Source organism: Aquabacterium sp. (genome assembly GCF_048860245.1).
GTDB lineage: Bacteria > Pseudomonadota > Gammaproteobacteria > Burkholderiales > Burkholderiaceae_C > Aquabacterium.
The window spans coordinates 16,559-35,906 of sequence record NZ_JBLIZW010000090.1 but is presented as its reverse complement, the minus strand read 5'-3'; the positions used below and the strand labels follow the sequence as shown (position 1 = coordinate 35,906).

At 62.1% G+C, this 19,348-nt stretch carries 16 protein-coding genes; 10 read left to right on the top strand and 6 right to left on the bottom strand.

The window, feature by feature from the left end; all coding sequences use genetic code 11:
- The first annotated feature begins 167 nt into the window (after positions 1-167).
- Genes tssE through tssH form a run of 4 tightly spaced genes read left to right on the top strand, consistent with a single transcriptional unit; the run spans position 168 to position 6,356 of the window.
- Positions 168-656 (top strand): type VI secretion system baseplate subunit TssE, encoded by a 489-nt coding sequence (gene tssE / locus ACMV18_RS10510; RefSeq protein ID WP_420817803.1) that lies wholly within the window; start codon positions 168-170, stop codon positions 654-656.
- Positions 657-686: 30 nt separating this feature from the next.
- Entirely contained in the window at positions 687-2,579 is a 1,893-nt protein-coding gene (tssF, locus tag ACMV18_RS10505) for a type VI secretion system baseplate subunit TssF (RefSeq protein WP_420817802.1), read from the top strand.
- On the top strand, positions 2,543-3,640 hold the full coding sequence (tssG, locus tag ACMV18_RS10500) for a type VI secretion system baseplate subunit TssG (RefSeq protein ID WP_420817801.1): 1,098 nt from the start codon (positions 2,543-2,545) through the stop codon (positions 3,638-3,640). Before tssF ends, tssG begins: the two co-directional genes overlap by 37 nt.
- A gap of 46 nt (positions 3,641-3,686) precedes the next feature.
- Positions 3,687-6,356: a type VI secretion system ATPase TssH gene (tssH, locus tag ACMV18_RS10495; protein WP_420817800.1), complete on the top strand. Its 2,670-nt coding sequence runs from the start codon at positions 3,687-3,689 to the stop codon at positions 6,354-6,356.
- A gap of 35 nt (positions 6,357-6,391) precedes the next feature.
- On the opposite strand, the gene ACMV18_RS10490 is transcribed toward tssH, so the two are convergent.
- Positions 6,392-6,610, bottom strand: coding sequence for an oxidoreductase-like domain-containing protein (locus tag ACMV18_RS10490; protein ID WP_374256369.1), 219 nt, complete (start codon positions 6,608-6,610; stop codon positions 6,392-6,394).
- 128 nt (positions 6,611-6,738) lie between these two features.
- Between ACMV18_RS10490 and ACMV18_RS10485 the strand changes: the two genes are divergently transcribed.
- Both ACMV18_RS10485 and ACMV18_RS10480 read left to right on the top strand, forming a co-directional pair.
- Positions 6,739-7,542, top strand: a complete 804-nt coding sequence (locus tag ACMV18_RS10485; RefSeq protein ID WP_420817799.1) for a hypothetical protein — start codon at positions 6,739-6,741, stop codon at positions 7,540-7,542.
- A 47-nt stretch (positions 7,543-7,589) separates the two neighbouring features.
- Positions 7,590-8,267 (top strand): hypothetical protein, encoded by a 678-nt coding sequence (locus tag ACMV18_RS10480; protein WP_420817798.1) that lies wholly within the window; start codon positions 7,590-7,592, stop codon positions 8,265-8,267.
- On the opposite strand, the gene ACMV18_RS10475 is transcribed toward ACMV18_RS10480, so the two are convergent.
- Entirely contained in the window at positions 8,258-8,815 is a 558-nt protein-coding gene (locus tag ACMV18_RS10475) for a PadR family transcriptional regulator (RefSeq protein WP_374256365.1), read from the bottom strand. The two genes, ACMV18_RS10480 and ACMV18_RS10475, sit on opposite strands and share 10 nt — an antisense overlap.
- A 140-nt stretch (positions 8,816-8,955) precedes the next feature.
- On the opposite strand from ACMV18_RS10475, the gene ACMV18_RS10470 reads away from it, so the two are divergent.
- The 3 genes from ACMV18_RS10470 to ACMV18_RS10460 are packed head-to-tail and all read left to right on the top strand — an operon-like array spanning position 8,956 to position 12,576.
- On the top strand, positions 8,956-10,977 hold the full coding sequence (locus ACMV18_RS10470) for an FAD-dependent oxidoreductase (RefSeq protein WP_420817797.1): 2,022 nt from the start codon (positions 8,956-8,958) through the stop codon (positions 10,975-10,977).
- A 34-nt stretch (positions 10,978-11,011) separates the two neighbouring features.
- The gene (locus tag ACMV18_RS10465) at positions 11,012-11,827 is read left to right on the top strand and encodes a crotonase/enoyl-CoA hydratase family protein (protein WP_420817796.1); all 816 of its coding nucleotides are present in this window, start codon (positions 11,012-11,014) and stop codon (positions 11,825-11,827) included.
- Positions 11,828-11,844: 17 nt separating this feature from the next.
- The gene (locus tag ACMV18_RS10460; protein WP_420817795.1) at positions 11,845-12,576 is read left to right on the top strand and encodes an SGNH/GDSL hydrolase family protein; all 732 of its coding nucleotides are present in this window, start codon (positions 11,845-11,847) and stop codon (positions 12,574-12,576) included.
- Here ACMV18_RS10460 and ACMV18_RS10455 read toward each other — a convergent pair.
- Positions 12,539-13,675 (bottom strand): AraC family transcriptional regulator ligand-binding domain-containing protein, encoded by a 1,137-nt coding sequence (locus ACMV18_RS10455; RefSeq protein ID WP_420817794.1) that lies wholly within the window; start codon positions 13,673-13,675, stop codon positions 12,539-12,541. The two genes, ACMV18_RS10460 and ACMV18_RS10455, sit on opposite strands and share 38 nt — an antisense overlap.
- Here ACMV18_RS10455 and ACMV18_RS10450 point away from each other — a divergent pair.
- Positions 13,674-15,158 (top strand): cytochrome P450, encoded by a 1,485-nt coding sequence (locus ACMV18_RS10450; RefSeq protein WP_420817793.1) that lies wholly within the window; start codon positions 13,674-13,676, stop codon positions 15,156-15,158. The genes ACMV18_RS10455 and ACMV18_RS10450 overlap by 2 nt on opposite strands.
- On the opposite strand, the gene ACMV18_RS10445 is transcribed toward ACMV18_RS10450, so the two are convergent.
- The 3 genes from ACMV18_RS10445 to ACMV18_RS10435 are packed head-to-tail and all read right to left on the bottom strand — an operon-like array spanning position 15,148 to position 19,312.
- Positions 15,148-17,061, bottom strand: coding sequence for a potassium transporter Kup (locus tag ACMV18_RS10445; RefSeq protein WP_420817792.1), 1,914 nt, complete (start codon positions 17,059-17,061; stop codon positions 15,148-15,150). The two genes, ACMV18_RS10450 and ACMV18_RS10445, sit on opposite strands and share 11 nt — an antisense overlap.
- A gap of 5 nt (positions 17,062-17,066) precedes the next feature.
- Positions 17,067-17,765: a two-component system response regulator KdpE gene (kdpE, locus tag ACMV18_RS10440; protein ID WP_420817790.1), complete on the bottom strand. Its 699-nt coding sequence runs from the start codon at positions 17,763-17,765 to the stop codon at positions 17,067-17,069.
- Positions 17,762-19,312 (bottom strand): DUF4118 domain-containing protein, encoded by a 1,551-nt coding sequence (locus ACMV18_RS10435; RefSeq protein WP_420817789.1) that lies wholly within the window; start codon positions 19,310-19,312, stop codon positions 17,762-17,764. Before ACMV18_RS10435 ends, kdpE begins: the two co-directional genes overlap by 4 nt.
- Positions 19,313-19,348: the final 36 nt, after the last annotated feature.

The following is a 19,348-nucleotide window of genomic DNA, read 5'->3' as shown; positions in this document are numbered from 1 at the left end:
GCTCCATTCTCCAGTGTTGGAGCCTCCGCGAAACCCGGGGCGCTTCAAGTCGCCTCGTGGAGTTTGGCAACCAACAAGGCCACCTTCGACGCCCCGAACTGATCGGTGTGTGACTGAAAGCTGACCAGGATGGGGCGGGTGGTGCCCCATCTTTTTTAGAGGCAACCATGTCCAAAGTCGTGCGCATCCGTCGCAGCATCTTTGACCGATTGCTGGGCGGTCATGGTGATACCCCAGAGGGGTTGATGCAGACCTGCACGATCGAGCAGATGCGTGACGCCGTGGCGCGTGACCTGGAATGCTTGCTCAACGCGAGATCGGCTCTGGACTTTGAATCCAAGGAGATGGGGCCGCATGCCAGTCGCTCTGTGATTTGCTTTGGCGTCCGGGACTTCGTGGGGCGCGTGATGTCGAGCTCTGAGGATCGGCGACATATCAGCCACAGCTTGTCTCATGCGATTGAGGCACACGAGCCGCGACTTCAACATGTGCGGGTCGAGTTCCATGAAGACCAAAAGGACCGGGGTTCGTTGGGGTTCACCATTCGCGCGATGTTGGTCATCCGGCCTGCGAGAGAGAGCGTGAGCTTCGATGCGGTGTTGCAGCCATCGCTGTCTCGCTATCGCGTGACGCACGCGCGTTTTGCCACGCATTGAAGCATTCACACTCACCAGTTGAGTCGCCGTATGGATGAACTGCTCCCTCATTACGAACGCGAATTGGCGTTCCTGCGTAACCGGTCAGGGGACTTTGCGCGTCGCTATCCCAAAATTGCCGGGCGCCTGCAGGTCAGCGGGGACGTGGGGGATGATCCGCATGTTGAGCGGCTCATGGAGTCGTTTGCGCTGCTGGCTTCTCGCATCCACAAGCGCCTGGACGATGACTTCCCGCTGTTCACCGAGTCCTTGTTGGAGGTGCTGTATCCGCACTATCTTCGACCGTTTCCATCGTGCTCGGTGGTGGCCTTCGATTTGGGCAGTGCTGCGGCACAGATGAGTCAAGCGGTGGTGGTGGAGCGGGGATGCGCCTTGCATTCCCGGCCGGTCAAAGGGGTGACTTGCAAATTCAGGACGACACAAGATGTGCGTCTTGTACCGATCAAGCTGACAGAGGTGAGCTATCGCAACGCCATCGCAGCGCCCAGTGGCGGGTGTGCGTTGCCGGCGGGCGCGACCTCAGTGCTCTCTCTGTCGCTCACGCGGACATCGCCTCAGATGTCCTGGCGTCAATTGCTGGCATGCGCGCTCACGGTTTATCTGGATGGTGAGGCATCTCAGGTCAGTGTCCTCCGCGAAGCCATTTGCCATCACGCACAGGCCGTGATGGTTCAGATGGGTGCCAACCAGCCTTGGCGCCAAGTGTTCGATGATGCGAAGGGTGCAGCCAAGCCCATGTTGCAGGGGTTCGATGCCGATCAGGCCTTGGTCGATTGGGACGCTCGGTCGAATGTGGCGTATCGCTTGCTGGCGGAGTACTTTGCGTTTCCTGAGAAGTTCAACTTTGTCTCCTTGCCCGCCATTCGCGGCTTGATGCCCGACGAGACCGAGGTGGACACCATCACATTGCATCTGCCAATGCGTGGCATCCGCGCCGATTCGGACCCATCGCGCTTGCTGGAGACCATCTCTGCAAGCAACTTTGTGTTGGGGGCAACGCCTGTGGTCAATCTTTTTCGTCAAGCGGCTGACCCGATCCGGTTGACCCATCGGACCGCGAGCTATCCCCTGGTGGTGGATGGTCGCAAGGCGTTTGGCTACGAGGTTTATGCACTGGACAAGGTGTATCGGGTTCGTCAGTCGAGTGCGGGTGAGACGGTCGATGAGGTGCGCCCATTTTTTTCCTTGCATCACGATGACTTGACTGGGGAGGGCGAGCATGGTGAGGATGTGTTGCCCGGACACTTGGGTTACTGGCAACTGAGCCGAGATGAAGATCTGGCACAAGTGAGTCCAGGGTACGAGATGAGCCTGACCTTCGTGGATGGGCGCTTTGAGCCCATGACTCCCAGCGTGGACACGCTGTCCCTGGACGTCACGGCCACCAACCGCGACCTCCCGAGTTTGTTGTCGCCGGGAACGGCGGGGGGGGATTTGTTCGTGGAGGGCGGTGGTCCGGCGCGTGAGATCAAGTTGCTGAGAAAGCCAACTTCCACGATGCGGGTGGAGCGTGGTCGTGGTGTGCTGTGGCGCTTGATCTCCCATTTGTCGCTGAATCACCTGTCGCTCTCGGGGGCGGGACTGGATGCGATCAAGGAGATGCTGCGTTTGTACGATTGGCCGCGAAGTGCGGCCAATCAGCGTCAGATCAATGGCTTGGTGGCGATTGACTTCAAGCCGGCTTCAGCGTGGTTGCCGGGGCAACCCTTTGCGACATTGGTTCGAGGCACCGAGATTCGCCTGACGGTGGACGAAGAGAGCTTCGTTGGCACCGGCTTGGGCTTGTTTGCTGCGGTACTGGATCGCTACTTTGGCATGTATGTGCATGCCAACAGCTTCACCCGTTTGACAGTGGTGTCGGCTCGAACTCAGGAAGAGGTGGTGACATGCCAACCCCGCAACGGCGACATCACACTGCTGTGATTCCAGCGCTGCTGGATGAGCCGCAGCGCTTTGAGTTTTTTCAGGCCGTTCGCCTGTTGGATCGCTGGCTGGCATCAGGTGATGCGGGGCACGGCTTGCGACGCGTGCAGTTCCGCAACTCCATCTCTCTGGCTTTTCCAAGCAGCGAGATCGAGTCACTGGCGGTGCATGGGCGTGCTGATCTGGATGGGGTGGACAGCACAAGCATTCGGGATGCCTCCGAGATTGATGCCGTGGAGTTGACGCCTGCCTGCATGGGCTTGCTGGGTGTGTCCGGTGCGCTCCCATTGTTTTATACCGAGGCCATCGCGCAGCGTGAGTTGATGCACCGAGATCCTTCGGCGCGTGCGTTCATGGACGTCTTCAGCCATCGCGCTGTGTCGATGTTCTACGAAGCATGGCGCAAGCATCGGCTGCCCATTCAGTTTGAGCATGATCGCCGGGATCGCTATCTCCCGATCGTGTTGGCGTTGTCCGGTCTGGGGCAGCGCGGAATTCGCGAGCAATTGCGTGCGCTCTTGGGTGGTGTGCGAGATGAAAGTCTGGCCTATTTTGCGGGGGCCATTCAGCAGCGCACGTGGTCGGTACATCAGATGCAGAGTGTGCTCACGCAGTACTTCGGCATTCCGGTGCGCATGACGCAGTTCGTGGGACGTTGGTATGACGTGCCAGAGGATGGCCGGACGTGTCTGGGGAGCGAGCCTGCACGCCTTCGGGGGGCGGGCGTGCTGGGGCAGTCGGCGCTGGTGGGCGCGCGAGTCTGGCAACGGGATCTGCGCATGAGGGTCGTGCTGGGGCCCTTGAGCCGGCGCCGGTTTCAGTGCTTTCTGCCGGGCGCATCGGGAGCGCTGGCACTCAAGGAGTGGCTGACCTTGTTCACTGGTGTGAGCCTTGAGTACGAGATCAACTTGCAGTTGGCCCGAGACGATGTGCAAGGCATCACGCTGACGACAGGCCGACATGCGACGCAAGGGTGTCTGGGGTGGGACACCTTTTTGTTGACGAAGGCGCCGCAAAGCGATCGCACGGACGTTCGTTACGACATTCATTTGGCTGCCTGAGTCGCGCCCATTCCAACATCAAACACTTACCTACGCTGTCATCGTCATGAGTCATAACCTGAAAACACTCATTACCAAGCTCAACGAAACAACCAGGCAGGCCGCCGAGCGCGCCGCCAGTCTGTGCATGAGCCGTGGTCACTTTGAGGTGGACATCGAGCACTTCGTGCTGGCGTTGCTGGAACAGCCGCAGAGTGACATCGCCGTGTTGTGTCGGCGGTTTGATGTGTCTGTGACCGAGCTGCAGAGCGATCTGGAGCGTGTGCTGCGCGACTTCAAGGCGGGGAATGCCCGAACCCCTGTCTTCTCTGCGCATCTGCCCGTCTTGCTGGAGCATGCCTGGTTGATCGCCTCGCTGTCATCGCACACGGCACGGATCCGAAGTGCGGACGTGTTGCTGGCATTGTTGACCGAGCCAACCTTGAGTCAACTGGCTGCGCGTGCCTCACGCTTGTTTGGCCGATTCAAGTTGGATGAGATCAAGCACCGCTTGCCTGATTGGACGCGCGGCTCTGTGGAGTCTGAGCGGGTCTCACCAGAGTCGATGAGCGATTCGGCAGACGGAGAGGGCGAGGTGCAGGTGACGGCAGGGCGAACGCCAGCGCTGGATCAGTTCACCATCAATCTGACAGCGCGAGCGCAAGAGGGGAAGGTGGATCCCGTCATCGGGCGCGATGCGGAGATCCGACAGGCCATCGACATCTTGATGCGTCGTCGTCAGAACAATCCGATCCTCACGGGGGAGGCAGGGGTCGGCAAGACGGCGGTGGTGGAAGGTCTGGCGCTGAAGGTGGTGCAGGGAGATGTGCCGCCGAGCCTGCAAGGCGTGGCCATTCACGTGCTGGACATGGGCTTGCTTCAGGCTGGTGCGTCGGTGAAGGGTGAGTTTGAGAACCGCCTGAAGAACGTGATTGATGAGGTGAGAAAGAGCCCTCACCCCATCATTTTGTTCATTGACGAGGCTCACACCATGATTGGTGCAGGGGGGCAGGCCGGACAGAATGACGCTGCCAATTTGTTGAAGCCTGCTTTGGCGCGTGGGGAGCTGCGGACGATTGCGGCAACCACCTGGGGGGAGTACAAGAAGTTTTTTGAGAAGGATGCGGCGCTTGCTCGGCGCTTTCAGGTCATCAAGGTCGAGGAGCCCACGGAGGCCTTGGCCTGCGCCATGCTGCGTGGCATGGCGCCGCTGATGGCCAAGCACTTTGGCGTGCGGCTGTTTGATGAAGCCATCACCGAGGCGGTGCGTTTGTCTGCGCGCTACATCAGTGGTCGACAGTTGCCGGACAAAGCCATCAGCGTGCTGGATACAGCGTGTGCGAAGGTGGCGCTGGGGCAGCGTGCCACCCCTGCGCGCATTGAAGATGCACGCAAGCTGATGGATCGTCTGGATGCGGAGGCAGCGTCGCTCCAGCGTGACCAGATCACGGGCGTGTCGCACGAGGCACGATTGGCTGAATTGAAGGGGCAACGTGATGCAGCACAAGCGCAATGGTTGGCGGATGAGCAGCGGTGGACCGACGAGCAGAAGTTGGTGCGAGAGATCGTGGCGTTGCGAGACCGGTTGGAGCATCACGCGGGGGGGCTGTCCGGCGAAGACCAGGCTGTTCTGACGCAAAAACAGGCCGAGCTGGCCGCGCTGCAAGGCGAAGCACCTTTGGTGCCCATGCAGGTGGATGGGCAAGTGGTGGCTGAAATTGTGGCGGCCTGGACGGGGATTCCGCTGGGCAAGATGGTCAAGGATGAGATCAATACGGTGCGCAACCTTCAGGCCACGCTGCAGGACCGAGTGATCGGGCAGGACCATGCTTTGGCGGCGATCGCGCAGCGTGTACGCACGGCTCGAGCCGGACTGGAGGATCCGAACAAGCCCAAAGGGGTCTTCTTGTTTGTGGGGCCGAGTGGTGTTGGCAAAACCGAGACGGCTTTGGCGCTGGCCGACATCCTCTATGGCGGTGAGCGCAACCTCATCACGATCAACATGAGCGAGTACCAGGAAGCGCACAGCGTCAGTGGCTTGAAGGGTTCTCCTCCGGGGTACGTGGGCTATGGCGAAGGTGGTGTGTTGACCGAGGCCGTGCGTCGCAAGCCATACAGCGTGGTCTTGCTGGATGAGGTGGAGAAGGCGCACCCGGATGTGCTGGAGATGTTCTTCCAGGTGTTCGACAAGGGTGTCATGGATGATGCTGAGGGCCGTGAGATTGACTTCCGCAACACGGTGATCATCCTGACTTCGAATGCTGGCTCGCAGGGCATCATGCAGGCCTGTTTCAAACATGACGAGACCTTGGGCGGTGCGGTCATGAAGACGCCAGCGGAGTTGCCTGCCGCGGATGAGCTGGCCGAGGCGCTGCGGCCGGTGCTGTACAAAACGTTCAAGCCCGCGTTCATCGGGCGGACCAAGGTGGTGCCTTACTACCCGCTTCAGGACGAGGTGCTGGCAGAGGTGATTCGCCTGAAGCTTGATCGCATTGCCAAGCGCGTTCAGGCGAACCATCAGGCCGAACTGGAATATGACAAGGCCTTGATCGAGACGGTGCTGGCGCGCTGCACGGAGGTGGATACCGGTGCGCGCGCCGTCGATCACATCTTGAATGGCAGCTTGTTGCCGGAGGTGGCTGACAGTGTGCTGGCACGCATGGCGGCAGGGCAGGCGATCAACAAGATCAAGGTGTCAGCGGCCAAGAATGGTGCTTTCAAATTCAAAGTGAGCTGAGCGGTGTCGCGGTGTGGTGGGTTGAGGCGTTGCGGTCAGTCGGCGAGGATCAGCAAGGCTTCGTCGCGCCAGTACACGACGGCCTCGTAGTAGCCTTCCCACACGCAGCCGTTACAGCCTCGTCCGCAGCACGATGTGGGTGCAGGTGGTGGCGAGCGCAGTGCAACACCCTTTGATGCGGCCTGTGCCTGCAGCGCGGCAAACATGGCTTGAGCCGAAGCGAGGTCGGTGAGCGGGAAATCCTGCGGGTTCATGGGCGACAAATGGGTCGTGCAAAGTGCTGATCTGTTCGAGCGCGCCGTGGCATATTGCGTGACTGACTGCATGCCGTGGAGACGGGCTGGGCCTGGGGCGTTGCGGTGATCTGTCGCCATGGCTTGAGATGTCCCGCAGCAAACCTGAATTGTCCAATATCGATGTGCCCACGGTCACGCCCGCGATGCTGGCGGTGTATGGCCGTGTGGTGACGTGGAAGCACCTGATTCTCACTGCAACGGGGATCTTCTTGCTCATGGGAGCCGCGTCGGTGGCCGTGGCGTGGTGGGCGTGGCAGAACCTGGCTGCACAGGTCGTGCTCAAGGAGCAGGATGTGCGAATCAGGCTGCCCGAAGCTCTGGCGGTGGAAGCGGCTGTCAGCCAGCAGGTGCAGGTCAGGGTGGATCAGACGGTACCGATCCGGGTGCCGGTGCAGCAGGATGTGCAAATTCCGCTGGAGGGCGAGATCCCGATCCAGGTCAGCTTGGACACGGTGGTGCCGATACGTCTGGCGGTGCCCGTCAAACAGGTGTTCAAGGTGGATCAGGTGGTTGATCTCGACACGCGTGTTCAGACGAAGGTGCTGGGGATGGCGGTGACCGTGCCCATCAAGGGTCAGGTGCCGGTTCGCGCGGACGTGCCCATCGACATGATGATTCCGGTGGCGCAGGATGTGCCCATTGCGATGACCGTGCCGGCAAAGGTCCAGGTCAAGGAACCCTTGCGCACGCGCATTGACACGGTCATTGAGGCGAAGGTGCCGCTCCACCAAGCTTTGTCGGTGCCCATCACGGCACCGGTGAAAGCACGCCTGACTTTTCCTGAGCGCTCGGTGGACGCGGGCTTGAATCTGATGGATGTGACGATTCCATTCGAGTCGGTCAAACTGATTCAGCGCGATGGCCTGCCCCAGCGACCGGGGGGGCATTGATGTCGGTGCCAGGGGTGGGGGAGGCGGCGCGTGGATGGCACCGGCCCGTGACAGGTCGGGCCTTGCTGGGTGTGAGCGTGGGCTTGTTGCTGATGTGGGTGCTGGCGCTGGTGACGGGCGTCTGGCTGTTTTACGCCCGCTGGCAGAGCGTGATCTCGGTGGTGAATCAACCCATGACCTTGCGCTTGCGCGATGGCACGCAGGCGGTGGCGGAGGTGTTGACGCCTGTGCAGGCGCAGTGGCCTCGTGTGGCGCCGTTACGCCTGCCCGTGGATCAGATGGTCACGGTCTCGGCGCAGGATGATGTGCAGGCACAAGTGCGGGTCCAGGCGAGATTGCCGGTCAGGACGGAAGTGCATGTGCAGCAGGCTGTGCCGGTGAAAACGACCATGGCCTTGAGTGTGCCCGTGGTGTTCGACTGGCTGCCTCGCCTGGATGTCCAGGTGCCCATCGAACTGAGCTTGCCCGTGGACATGCACGTGCCCGTGGTGGCAGACATTCCGGTGTCCTTGGATGTGCATGTGACCGGGGCCTTGCCGGCGTCTCTGGATGTGCCTTTGCGTGCTGCGCTGCGGGTGCGGCCCGCGTTGTGGGGGACGATGCAGTCCGAGGTGGTCTCGCAGACTTTGTTTGCATGGCGGGCGCCGCAGTCACCAGTGCCGATGACCATTGAGTCCGCGAACTTGCGCGTGCCGTTTGATTTGACCTGGCTGCGTCAGCGCTGAGGCTCGGCTTGATCGGCTTCGCGCAGCACGGCAATGGCTTCTTTGCACCAGTTGTACCAGCCGTGCTCGTACATGATGCCGGTTTTGAGGATGAGGTGCTGGATGCGTGCCTCGCGGGTGAGCGGGGTGCCGGTGGGGAAGTCTCGGGCTTCGATGGCGCGGTAGGCTGCCAGCTTGGTGGCGTGCAAGGCCATGCGCCGTTCGATTTCGGCCTGCATGCCCAGGGGGCCGATGACAGCATCGGCGCGCAGTCGCACCATGAGCTCGTCGCGCATGTCGACCAGGGGGGCGGGTTCGCGCGCCCAGCGTTCCAGTTCGATGCGGCCGGCATCGAGCACGTGGTACATCTTTTTGCGGGTGCGTCCGCCATCGGGGGCGGCCTCGGAGGCGATCCAGCCGTCTTTTTCCATGCGCGCCAACTCGCGGTAGATCTGCTGGTGCGTGGCGCGCCAGAAGAAACCGATGGATTTGTCAAAACGGCGGGCGAGGTCGTAGCCTGAGGACGATTTTTCCAGCAGGGACGTCATCAAGGCGTGAGAAAGCGACATGGCGCCAGTCTACGTGTCGTCGGACAACTATGCAACCAGTTGCATACCTGTCTCGAATCCCCTAATATGCATTCATGCAACTGGTTGCATAGTTGCGTTGTCCTAATCGTTTCTGTTTCATCATCAGAAAGAGCCTTTCCATGAGCGCTTATCCCCACCTCCTGCAACCGCTTGACCTGGGCTTCACCACCCTGCGTAACCGTGTCCTGATGGGCTCGATGCACGTGGGTCTGGAAGAGGCCAAGGATGGCTTCGAACGCATGGCCGCTTTCTACGCTGAGCGTGCACGCGGTGGCGTGGCCCTGATGGTGACCGGTGGCATTGCCCCGAACGACGCTGGCCGTCCTTACCCCGGTGGCGCACGCATGGCCACGGAAGAAGAAGCTGCGCAGCACAAGGTGGTGACCGATGCCGTCCACGCTGCGGGCGGCAAGATCGCCATGCAGATCCTGCACTTTGGTCGCTATGCCTACCATCCTGGCATGGTCGGCCCCAGCCCGATCAAGGCCCCGATTTCGCCGATTCCCCCCCGTGAACTGACCACTGAAGAAGTCTGGCAGACCGTGGAAGACTATGCCAACTGTGCCGCCATGGCTCAGAAGGCCGGTTACGACGGCGTGGAAGTGATGGGGTCGGAAGGCTACCTGATCAATGAATTCATCGCGGCGCGCACCAACCACCGTACCGACGAGTGGGGTGGTTCGTATGAAAACCGCATGCGCTTCCCGGTGGAAATCGTCAAGCGCGTGCGTGAGCGCGTGGGCGCGAACTTCATCATCATCTATCGCCTCTCCATGCTGGACCTGGTGGAAGGTGGTTCGGATTTCGAGGAAGTCGTGCAGTTGGCCAAGGCCATCGAAGCGGCTGGCGCCACCATCATCAACACCGGCATTGGTTGGCACGAAGCCCGCATTCCCACCATTGCGACCAGCGTGCCGCGTGGTGCCTTCGCTTGGGTGACCAAGAAGATGAAGGGGCTGGTCAACATCCCCCTGATCACGACCAACCGCATCAACACGCCGGAAGTGGGCGAGCAAATTCTGGCCGACGGCTGTGCCGACATGGTGTCGATGGCGCGTCCGCTGCTGGCTGATCCGGAGTTCGTGAACAAGGCCGCCGCGGGCAAGGCCGAGACGATCAACACCTGCATTGGCTGTAACCAGGCCTGCCTGGACCACACATTCAGCGGCAAGATCACGTCGTGCCTGGTGAACCCACGTGCCTGTCACGAAACGATCTTGAAGATCGAGCCGGTGACGGCGAAGAAGCGCGTGGCCGTGGTGGGCGCCGGTCCTGCAGGCTTGGCTGCTGCCACCACTGCTGCGCGTCGTGGTCACGATGTCACCCTGTTTGAAGCGGGTGAGGACGTCGGTGGCCAATTCAACATTGCCAAGCAAGTGCCGGGCAAGGAAGAGTTCTACGAGACGCTGCGTTATTTCCGCAACGAGTTGAAGGCGTCGGGCGTGAAGGCGCAGTTCAACACCCGCGTCAGCGTGGATGATCTGGTCAAGGGCGGCTTCGATGAGATCCTGCTGGCCACGGGTGTGACGCCTCGTACGCCTGCGATCGAGGGTGTGGACCATCCCAAGGTGCTGAGCTACCTGGATGTGCTGCGTGACAAGAAGCCGGTGGGCAAGTCGGTTGCCGTGATCGGTGCCGGTGGCATTGGCTTTGACGTGTCGGAATACCTGACGCACGAAGGTGAAAGCCCCTCGCTGAACCTGGAGAAGTTCAACGACGAGTGGGGCATCGACTCGGCTTATACCGAGCGTGGTGGCCTCAAGGCGCCGCACTTGCCGACACCGCCTCGTCAGATCTTCTTGCTGCAACGCAAGACCAGCAAGGTGGGCGATGGTCTGGGCAAGACCACGGGCTGGATCCACCGTACCTCGCTGAAGAACCGCAACGTTGAAATGATTGCTGGCGCGAGCTACAACAAGATTGACGATGCGGGTCTGCACATTTCGGTCGGCGGCAAGGACGTGCTGCTGCCCGTGGACAACGTGGTGCTGTGCGCGGGTCAAGAGCCGTTCCGCGAGCTGCAAGCCGGTCTGGAAGCCGCCGGTCAGAAGGTGACGCTGATTGGTGGTGCCGATGTGGCGGCCGAGCTGGATGCCAAGCGTGCCATCAAGCAGGGCACCGAGGTGGCTGCTGCGCTGTAAGGCGCGGTGAGGCAAACGATTCACGAGGAAACGTATGCAATTCGAAACTTTGGCTGTGTCGGTTGACCAGCACGTTGCCACCGTCAAGCTCAACCGTCCTGAAAAGGCCAATGCCATGAACTGGCAGATGTGGCAGGACATTCGCGGTGCCATGCAGTGGGCCGATCGAACGCCCGACGTGCGTGTGGTGATTCTGGAAGGCGAAGGCAAGCACTTCACCTCGGGCATTGACCTGACCATGATGATGGGCCTGCAAGCCCAGATCAAGGACGATTGCGATGGCCGCAGCCGCGAGAAGTTGCGTGCGCTGGTGCTGGAGTTGCAGGACACGCTGACCAGCATCGAGCGTTGTCGCAAGCCCGTGCTGGCGGCCATTCACAATGGCTGCGTGGGCGGTGGTGTGGATTTGATCAGCTGCACCGACATGCGCTACTGCTCGGCGGATGCCTACTTCACGATCAAGGAAATCGACATCGGCATGGTGGCCGATGTGGGGACCTTGCAGCGCCTGCCCAAGTTGATTGGCAACCAGGGCATCGTGCGTGAAATGGCGTTCACGGGTCGCAAGGTGCTGGCTGATGAGGCGCAGCGCATCGGCCTGGTCAATCAGGTCTTCGAGACACGTGAGGCCCTGCAGGCCGGCGTTCGCGAGATCGCTGTGTTGATCGCATCGAAGTCGCCGCTGTCCATCCGTGGCACCAAGGAAATGCTGAACTACAGCCGGGATCATTCTGTGGCCGATGGCTTGAACTACATCGCCACCTGGAATGCGGCGATGCTGATGTCCAGCGACCTGACCACGGCGATGATGGCCAGCATGTCGAAGCAAACGCCTCAGTTCAAAGACTGAGTGCAAGGCGTGCACCCGTGTTGCATCGGCTGACGCACGGCTTGATCACACTGGTGCTGGCACCGTGCTTGTGGGCACAAGGCCGATGGGTGCGGCGCACGACGCCGGTTTTGACGGAGCCCGATGGTCCCCGGGAGGGTGTCATCGGGCAGGGGCCTGTGCTGCGGGTGCTGATCCTGGGGGATTCGTCTGCGGCAGGCGTGGGGGCGGCTCATCAGGATGAGGCCCTGAGCGGTCAGTTGAGCCGCGCGCTGGCGCCCCATTTTGCGGTGCAGTGGTCGCTGCAGGCCTGCACCGGGCATCGGATCCAGGATGTAATGGCGGCGGTTCGCCGGCTGCCGCCCGAGCCATGGGATGTGGTGGTCGTGGCGGTGGGGGTCAACGATGCCACGGGCATGACGCGCCTGTCTGCGTGGCTGGACGGGTTGACGACTGTGCGGGCACAGTTGCGACAGCAGCATGGTGCGCCCTGGCTGGTGTGGTCGGCGCTGCCGCCGGTTCACCATTTTCCGGCGTTGCCGCAGCCGCTGCGTTGGTATCTGGGGCGGTGTGCGCGGCGACTGGAGTGTGCGCTGCGCACTTGGGCGGCGCAGCACGATGACTGCGTGGTGGCCGATGTGAACTTTCCGATGGATCAGCGCTTCATGGCCACTGATGGTTTTCACCCAGGGCCGCTGGCCTATGCCGCGTGGGGCCAGGCCTTGGCGCGTCTCATCGCGCAGCGGCCTGCCGAATGGCCACGGGCGTGAGCCCGGTCCAGCGTTTGACGGCGCGGTACAGGGCGCTGAGTTCCGAATAGGCGGCGCGTTGCGCCACCTCTTGTAAAGGCAGCGGGGTGTGGCGCAGGTCGTGGAGCACTTGCTCGCGACGAACCTGTTCCACCAATTCTTTGAAGCTTTGGCCATCGTCGGCCAGGCGACGCTGGATTTGGCGGGCTGACAAACCGAGTCGGGCTTCGACTTCGGGGCCGAGTTTGTCGAGCAACGGGACTGCGCCTTGCTGCAAGGCCTGCGCAATGAGCTGCCGCAGCACCGCATGCAATTGAGCCTGGTCTTGCCGGTGTTGGGCCCACTGTTGGTCGGTCAGCGCCGACATGAGTTGATGCAGGTGGGCATCGGCATGGGGGTTGGGCAGTTGCAGCCAGATGGCAGGCACGCGCTCGCCACCAAAGGTGGCGTCAAAGTCAATGGGACCGCCGACATAGTCCAGCAAGGGTTGCGGATTGAGCGGGGGCGGGCAGGGGAGCCAGGTTTGAGAGGGCGCCAGTCGGCGTCCCGCCACCCACCTGACAAAAGCGAGGCGAGAGACCATGGCGAAGGTCCAGAGATGGGTGTCGCGCGGGACGTTGCCCATGCCGGTGAGGCGGTTTTCCAGCCACTCGCCCTTGAGCCGGTGTTCGGCCTGAATCTCGGTGCAGACCAGCGATTGCATGCGCTCGTATTGGGCCAGACCGTCTTCCAGTCGGCTGCAGCTGATGAGGGCGTAGCCCAAGCTACCCATGTTGGCGGGGCGTACCTGCTGTCCCACGCTCAGCCCGATGTGGGGGTCGTTGCACAGCGCTGCGGCGCGATGCAGTGCTTCGGCCAGTCGGGCGCAGGGCACCCATTGCGGGCCGGGTTCGCGGTCGGATGCGGGCAGGCCCAATGCGCTCAGAACAGGCTGAGGATCGAGGTCGCGGGCGCGCACGTGGTCAACCACCAGCCGTGCGTAGCTGCTGTTGAAGCCAAGGGTGGGAGGGGTGTCGTGCATCACGGGTGATGGTAGTGCAGGCGCGTGGTGCCTGCGGCCAATGCGCTGGTGCCATCGGTCAATGACGGGAAGCAAAGCCGTCTTTAAGGTGGCGGGCATGAAACACCTTCTCAGCTCGACCCTCATGACGCGATTCGGCCCCGCTGCGGCCATCACGACGCCTGCCTCGACCTCGTCGCCCCGTGCCTTGCGGGACTTGCCCGGGCCGCGTGCGTGGCCGTGGGTGGGCAACAGCTTGCAGGTGGACCGCCATCGTGTGCATCAGCAACTGGAGGCGTGGTCTCGACGGTATGGTCCGCTGATGCGCGTGGATCTGGCGGGCATGGAGATGATGGTGGTCAGCGACCATGCCGTGATTGCGGCGGCGTTGAAGGCGCGTCCGGATCAGTTTCGTCGCCCATCGCGGATGCAGGCCATTGTGCGAGAGATGGGCATTGCGGATGGGGTGTTTCTGGCCGAGGGGGCGCATTGGCTTCAGCAGCGGCGCATGGTGATGGGCAGCTTTGCGCCGAACCAGATTCGGCATTACTTTCCGGCGCTGCGGCAGGTGACCTCGCGCTTGCAGGCGCGCTGGCAGCGTGCAGCCGATCAACAGGCGCCGATTGACTTGCAGGCAGACCTGATGCGCTTCACGGTGGATGCGGTGTCGGGCTTGGCGTTTGGTGTGGAGGTGGACACGCTGTCTTCTGACGGGGATGTGATTCAACAGCACCTGGACCGCATCTTTCCGGCCTTGTGGCAGCGCCTGAATGCCTTGGTGCCTTACTGGCGCTGGGTACGTTTGCCGCGTGATCGGGCTTTGTCGCACAGCGTGCGCGCGGTCAACGAAGCGATTGGTGTATTCATGCGAGATGCGCGGGTGCGCTTGCAAGACCCTGCACGGCGACTGGCCCCACCCAACTTGCTGGAAGCCATGCTGGTGGCGGCAGATGAGCCCGGTTCAGGCATGCGGGATGCGGATGTGGCGGGCAATGTGTTCACGATGCTGCTGGCAGGAGAAGACACCACCGCGACCAGCCTGTCGTGGATGATTTATTTGCTGAGCAGGCACCCGGTGGCCTGGCAGCGTGCGCGCGATGAGGTGGACCGTGTGCTGGGACCACTGGCGACATGGCAGGTCGATGACTTGGCGAGGTTGGACTGGCTGGAGGCGTGCATCCACGAAACCATGCGGCTCAAGCCGGTGGGGCCCGTGAATGTGCTGGAAGCGGTGCAGGACACGGAACTGGCGGGCGTGCATTTGCCCGCAGGGGCCGCCGTGATGCTGTTGATGCGCCAGGACGGCGTGCGCGAGAGCATGTTTCCTCACGCTCAAGACTTCCGGCCCGAGCGCTGGTTGGGCGATGGTGCTGGTTTGGCGCCGGACCACGCGCGGCGGGTGGCCATGCCGTTTGGGGCGGGCCCCCGCATTTGCCCGGGGCGCTATCTGGCCATGCTGGAAATCAAGCTGGCGGCGGCCATGCTGCTGAAGTCTTTTGACGTGATCAGTGTGGACACGCCCGATGGCCGAGAGGCCTGCGAGCACCTGGATCTCACCATGGTGCCCGAAGGCGTGACGATGCGCTTGCGCCTCAGAGCATGACCTGTGTGCCGAGCTCGACCACTTGGTTGGGTGGCAGGCGATAGTAGGTTGCCGCCCCTTCGGCTTGCCGCGTCATCCAGCTGTACAGCGCACATCGCCAGGCAGGTAGATTGCCGGGGCCATCGACCACGGTGGAGCGCGCCACGAAATAGGTGGTGCCCATGGCATCCAGGCGCAGTGTGGTGTCTTGCAGCGTCTGGAGTGCGGCAGGGATGTCGGGCTCTTCACGGAAACCGAAGCGCACGCTGAGCTCCCACACTTGGTCCGAGAGGTGTGTCAACACCAGTCGCTCGTTGGGCTGGATGTAAGGCACGTTCTCGTTGATCACATGCAGGAACACCGTCTGCTCGTGCATCACCTTGAAGTGCTTGAGATTGTGAAACAGCGCGCTGGGCACGATGCCGGTGTCGGAGGTCAAGTACACCGCCGTGCCTGCCACACGTGGCACATCAGGCAAGGGGCCGTTGATGAAGTCGTCCATGGGGATGTCGATGCGGCGACGTTGCTCGGCCACGAGTCGGCTGCCTTCCTTCCAGGTGGTCAGCATCAGGAACAGCATGGCGCCCATGGTGAGGGGGAACCAGCCACCTTGCAGCAGCTTGGCCAGGTTGGACGCAAAGAAGAAGAATTCAAGCGCCGCAAACAGGATCAGCACGGCCATGAGCACATGGCGACCTCGGGCCTTGCTCAGCCGCGTGACGATCAGGGTCAGCAGTGTGGTGATGATCATCGTGCCGGACACGGCAATGCCGTAGGCCGCAGCCAATGCACCGGAAGACCCGAAAGCCAGCACCAGTGCGATGACGCCCAGCAGCATCCACCAATTCACGCTCGGCACATAGATCTGGCCTTGTTCGCGGTCAGACGTGTGCAGGATGCGGATGCGGGGCAGGTAGCCCAGGCGGCTGGCTTGCAGCGTGAGTGAGTACGCACCGGAAATCGTGGCCTGCGACGCAATGACGGTGGCCGCGGTAGCCAGAATGACCATGGACAGGCGCAGGTTTTCGGGGATCAGCAAAAAGAAGGGGTTGCTGACCGCAGAAGGGTCTCGCAAAACGAGGGCGCCTTGGCCGAAGTAGTTGATGATCAGGCAGGGAAAGACGAGGCCGTACCAGGCCAGACGCACCGCACGGCGGCCGAAGTGCCCCATGTCGGCGTAAAGTGCCTCGCCGCCAGTCAAGGCCAGAAAGACCGCAGAAAGCAGCAGAAAGGCTGCGCTGGGTTCTTGAATGGCAAAGCGCAAGGCATGCAGCGGACTGAGCGCTTGCAGAACCTCGGGGGTTTTGGCGATGCTGATGGCCCCCACCGCAGCGAGAGACAGGAACCACACGATGGTGATGGGGCCAAAGAAGATACCGACGCTGCCCGTTCCTTTCTTTTGGATGAGGAACAGGCCAATCAGGATGACGATGGTGATGGGGACGATGGCGTGCTCAAACCGCGGCGTGGCGACGCTGATGCCCTCGACCGCAGACAGCACGGAGATGGCGGGCGTGATGATGGCGTCGCCATAAAAGAGCGCGGCGGCAAACACGCCTGCGCCGATGACCAGCCAGGCGCGGCGCGAGTGGTCGCCGGCCATGCGGTGCGCCAGTGCAGTGAGGGCCAGCACGCCGCCTTCACCATCGTTGTCGTGCTTCAGCACAATCCACACATACTTGACTGACACGATGAGCAGCACCGCCCATAGCAGTGCAGACAATGTGGCCAGGATGTGGGCTGGCGTGGCGGGTAAAGCGTGGTGGCCGGTGAAGGCTTCTTTGAAGGCGTAAAGCGGGCTGGTGCCGATGTCGCCAAAGACCACGCCCAGCGCGGCCAGCGTCAAGGCAGCCAGTGGGGTGTTGCTGTGCGCGTGTGAGGGACCCGCTTGAACGGCAGCGGGTGGTGAGGTGGTGGCGGACATGAAGGTCACTCTCCAGTTTGAAATCGGTAGCCGACACCCACTTCGGTCAGAAAGTGGCGAGGCTGGCTGGGGTCGTCTTCCAGCTTGTGGCGCAAGTGGCCGACATAAATGCGCAGGTAGTGGCTGCTGTCGGCGTAAGAGGGGCCCCACACTTCGCGCAGCAGTTGTCGGTGGGTCATGACCTTGCCGGCATGGGCCAACAAGACACACAACAAGCGGTACTCGATGGGGGTGAGGTGGACGGCCAAGCCGTCACGGCTGACCTGACGCCGCACGAGGTCGACGTTGATGCGACCAAAGTGGACATCGGGGGACTCGATGGTGGTGCCTTGGCGGGCGCGGCGCAGCATGGCACGCACGCGAGCCAGCAACTCGCCGACCGAAAAGGGCTTGGTGAGGTAGTCATCGGCCCCGGCGTCGAGCACGTCGATCTTGTCCTCTTCGGCGGCGCGTGCCGACAACACCAGAATGGGCATGCCCGACCAGGTGCGCAGGTCGGACACAAAGGTGCGTCCGTCGCCGTCAGGAAGGCCCAAGTCCAGGATGACCAGATCGGGTTTGCGTGTGCCCGCTTCGATCAGTCCTTGTTGTACGGTGCTGCTCTCCGCGACCCGGCAGCCATCGGATTCGAGCGCGGTCCGCACAAAGCGGCGGATGTGTGGGTCGTCTTCGACCAGCAAAACAGTGGGGGCGGGCGTGGTCATGCGCGGACCTCCGCTTCGGGTTCGATCTCTGGTGGGGTGCCCAGTGGCAGGTGGAAGTGCACGGTGGCACCGCCTTCGGGTGGGTTGATGGCTTCGATCTGCCCACCGTGCGCGTCCACGATCAGTCGTGCAATGGCCAGGCCGAGGCCCATGCCGGGCACAGCGCTTTCAGGGTGGCCTCGCTCAAACAGTTCGAACACAGACGTCAGTCGATCGGGCGGAAAGCCATCGCCCTCGTTGTGAACGTAGACGTGCAGCAGGTCGTCTTGCGATTGAACGTGAATGTCGATGGCAGCGTGCGCGGGGGCGTACTTGATGGCGTTTTCCAGCAGATTGCCAAAGACGCGCTCCATCAAGACGGCGTCGAGTTGCACCAGGGGCAGGTCGGCAGGAAGGTGTGTGCGGATGGGGTGACCCGCCAACGCGGATCCCAGCAACTGAATGCTGGCGCCGATGACTTCTTCAATGGGTTGCCACTCTCGCTTGAGAGGCAGGCCGCCTTGCTGCTGGCGGCTTTGCAGGCGGGCCATGTCCAGCAGGTTGTTGACCATGCGGTGCAGACGCAGGGCTTGGTCGCGCAGATCTTCTGCCAGGTCGTGGGCCACGCCCGTGCGCGTCTCGGGTTGCATGGCCAGTGTTTCGGCCATGCCGACCAGAGAGGTCAAGGGGGTGCGGATGTCATGTGACAGGGCCGACAGGATGGAGTTGCGCAAACGCTCGTTGTGGACCGCCAGCTCGGAGCGATACGCCACGTCCACGAAATGCAGCCGCTCCAGTGCGGTGGTGGCCAAGGACGCCAAGCCTTCCAGCAAGCCAGCGTGCTGGGTCAGCGCAGTACCGCTGTCGACGGTGACGGCCATGACACCGCGCCGCCGGGTTGAACCAATCAAGGGCAGCAACAGGTGATGCCCGTTCTCGTCGGCCATGCGGTGTGCACGCTCCGGGCCGCGCGTGATGGAATCTGCCAAGCGCAGCAGGTAGCTGACCTGGCTGGTGTGACCACAGGCCAAGTGGAGTTGCTCGTGTTCGTCAGGCAGCCACAAACGCAGCTTGGCTTGAAGCTGTTGCGTCAGGAAGGTTTCCACATCCGCGATCACCTGGTCAACGGTCAGCGCACCCGCCAACTGGCGAGCCAGCTGATGCAGGGCTTCCGAACGTTGCGCGGCTTGCTGCGCCTCCTCGGCGCGCTGGCGCATGGCGTTGGTGAGGTGGCCGATCAGGAGTGCGACCGTCAGCATCACCATGAAGGTCAAGAGGTACTGAATGTCACTGACCGCGAACGAAAAGCGGGGCGGTACGTAAAAGAAGTCAAACAACCCGACGCTCAAAAACGAGGCCATGACGGCGGGGCCGCGACCCAGCCAGGTGGCCGTCATGACGACGGTGAGCAAAAACAGCATGACCGCATTGACCGGCTCCAGCCAGTCGTGCAGCGGCATGGTGAGCACGGTGGTGAGCCCGCAAGCCAATGCGGCCAGGACGTAGCGCAGCGCGGGCCCCAGCGTGTGGGCAGAAACGGCGGGCGTGGGTGAGATGGGATTCAGCATGGATGACCAGGAGAGCTGTCACGATGGCAGTCTGCG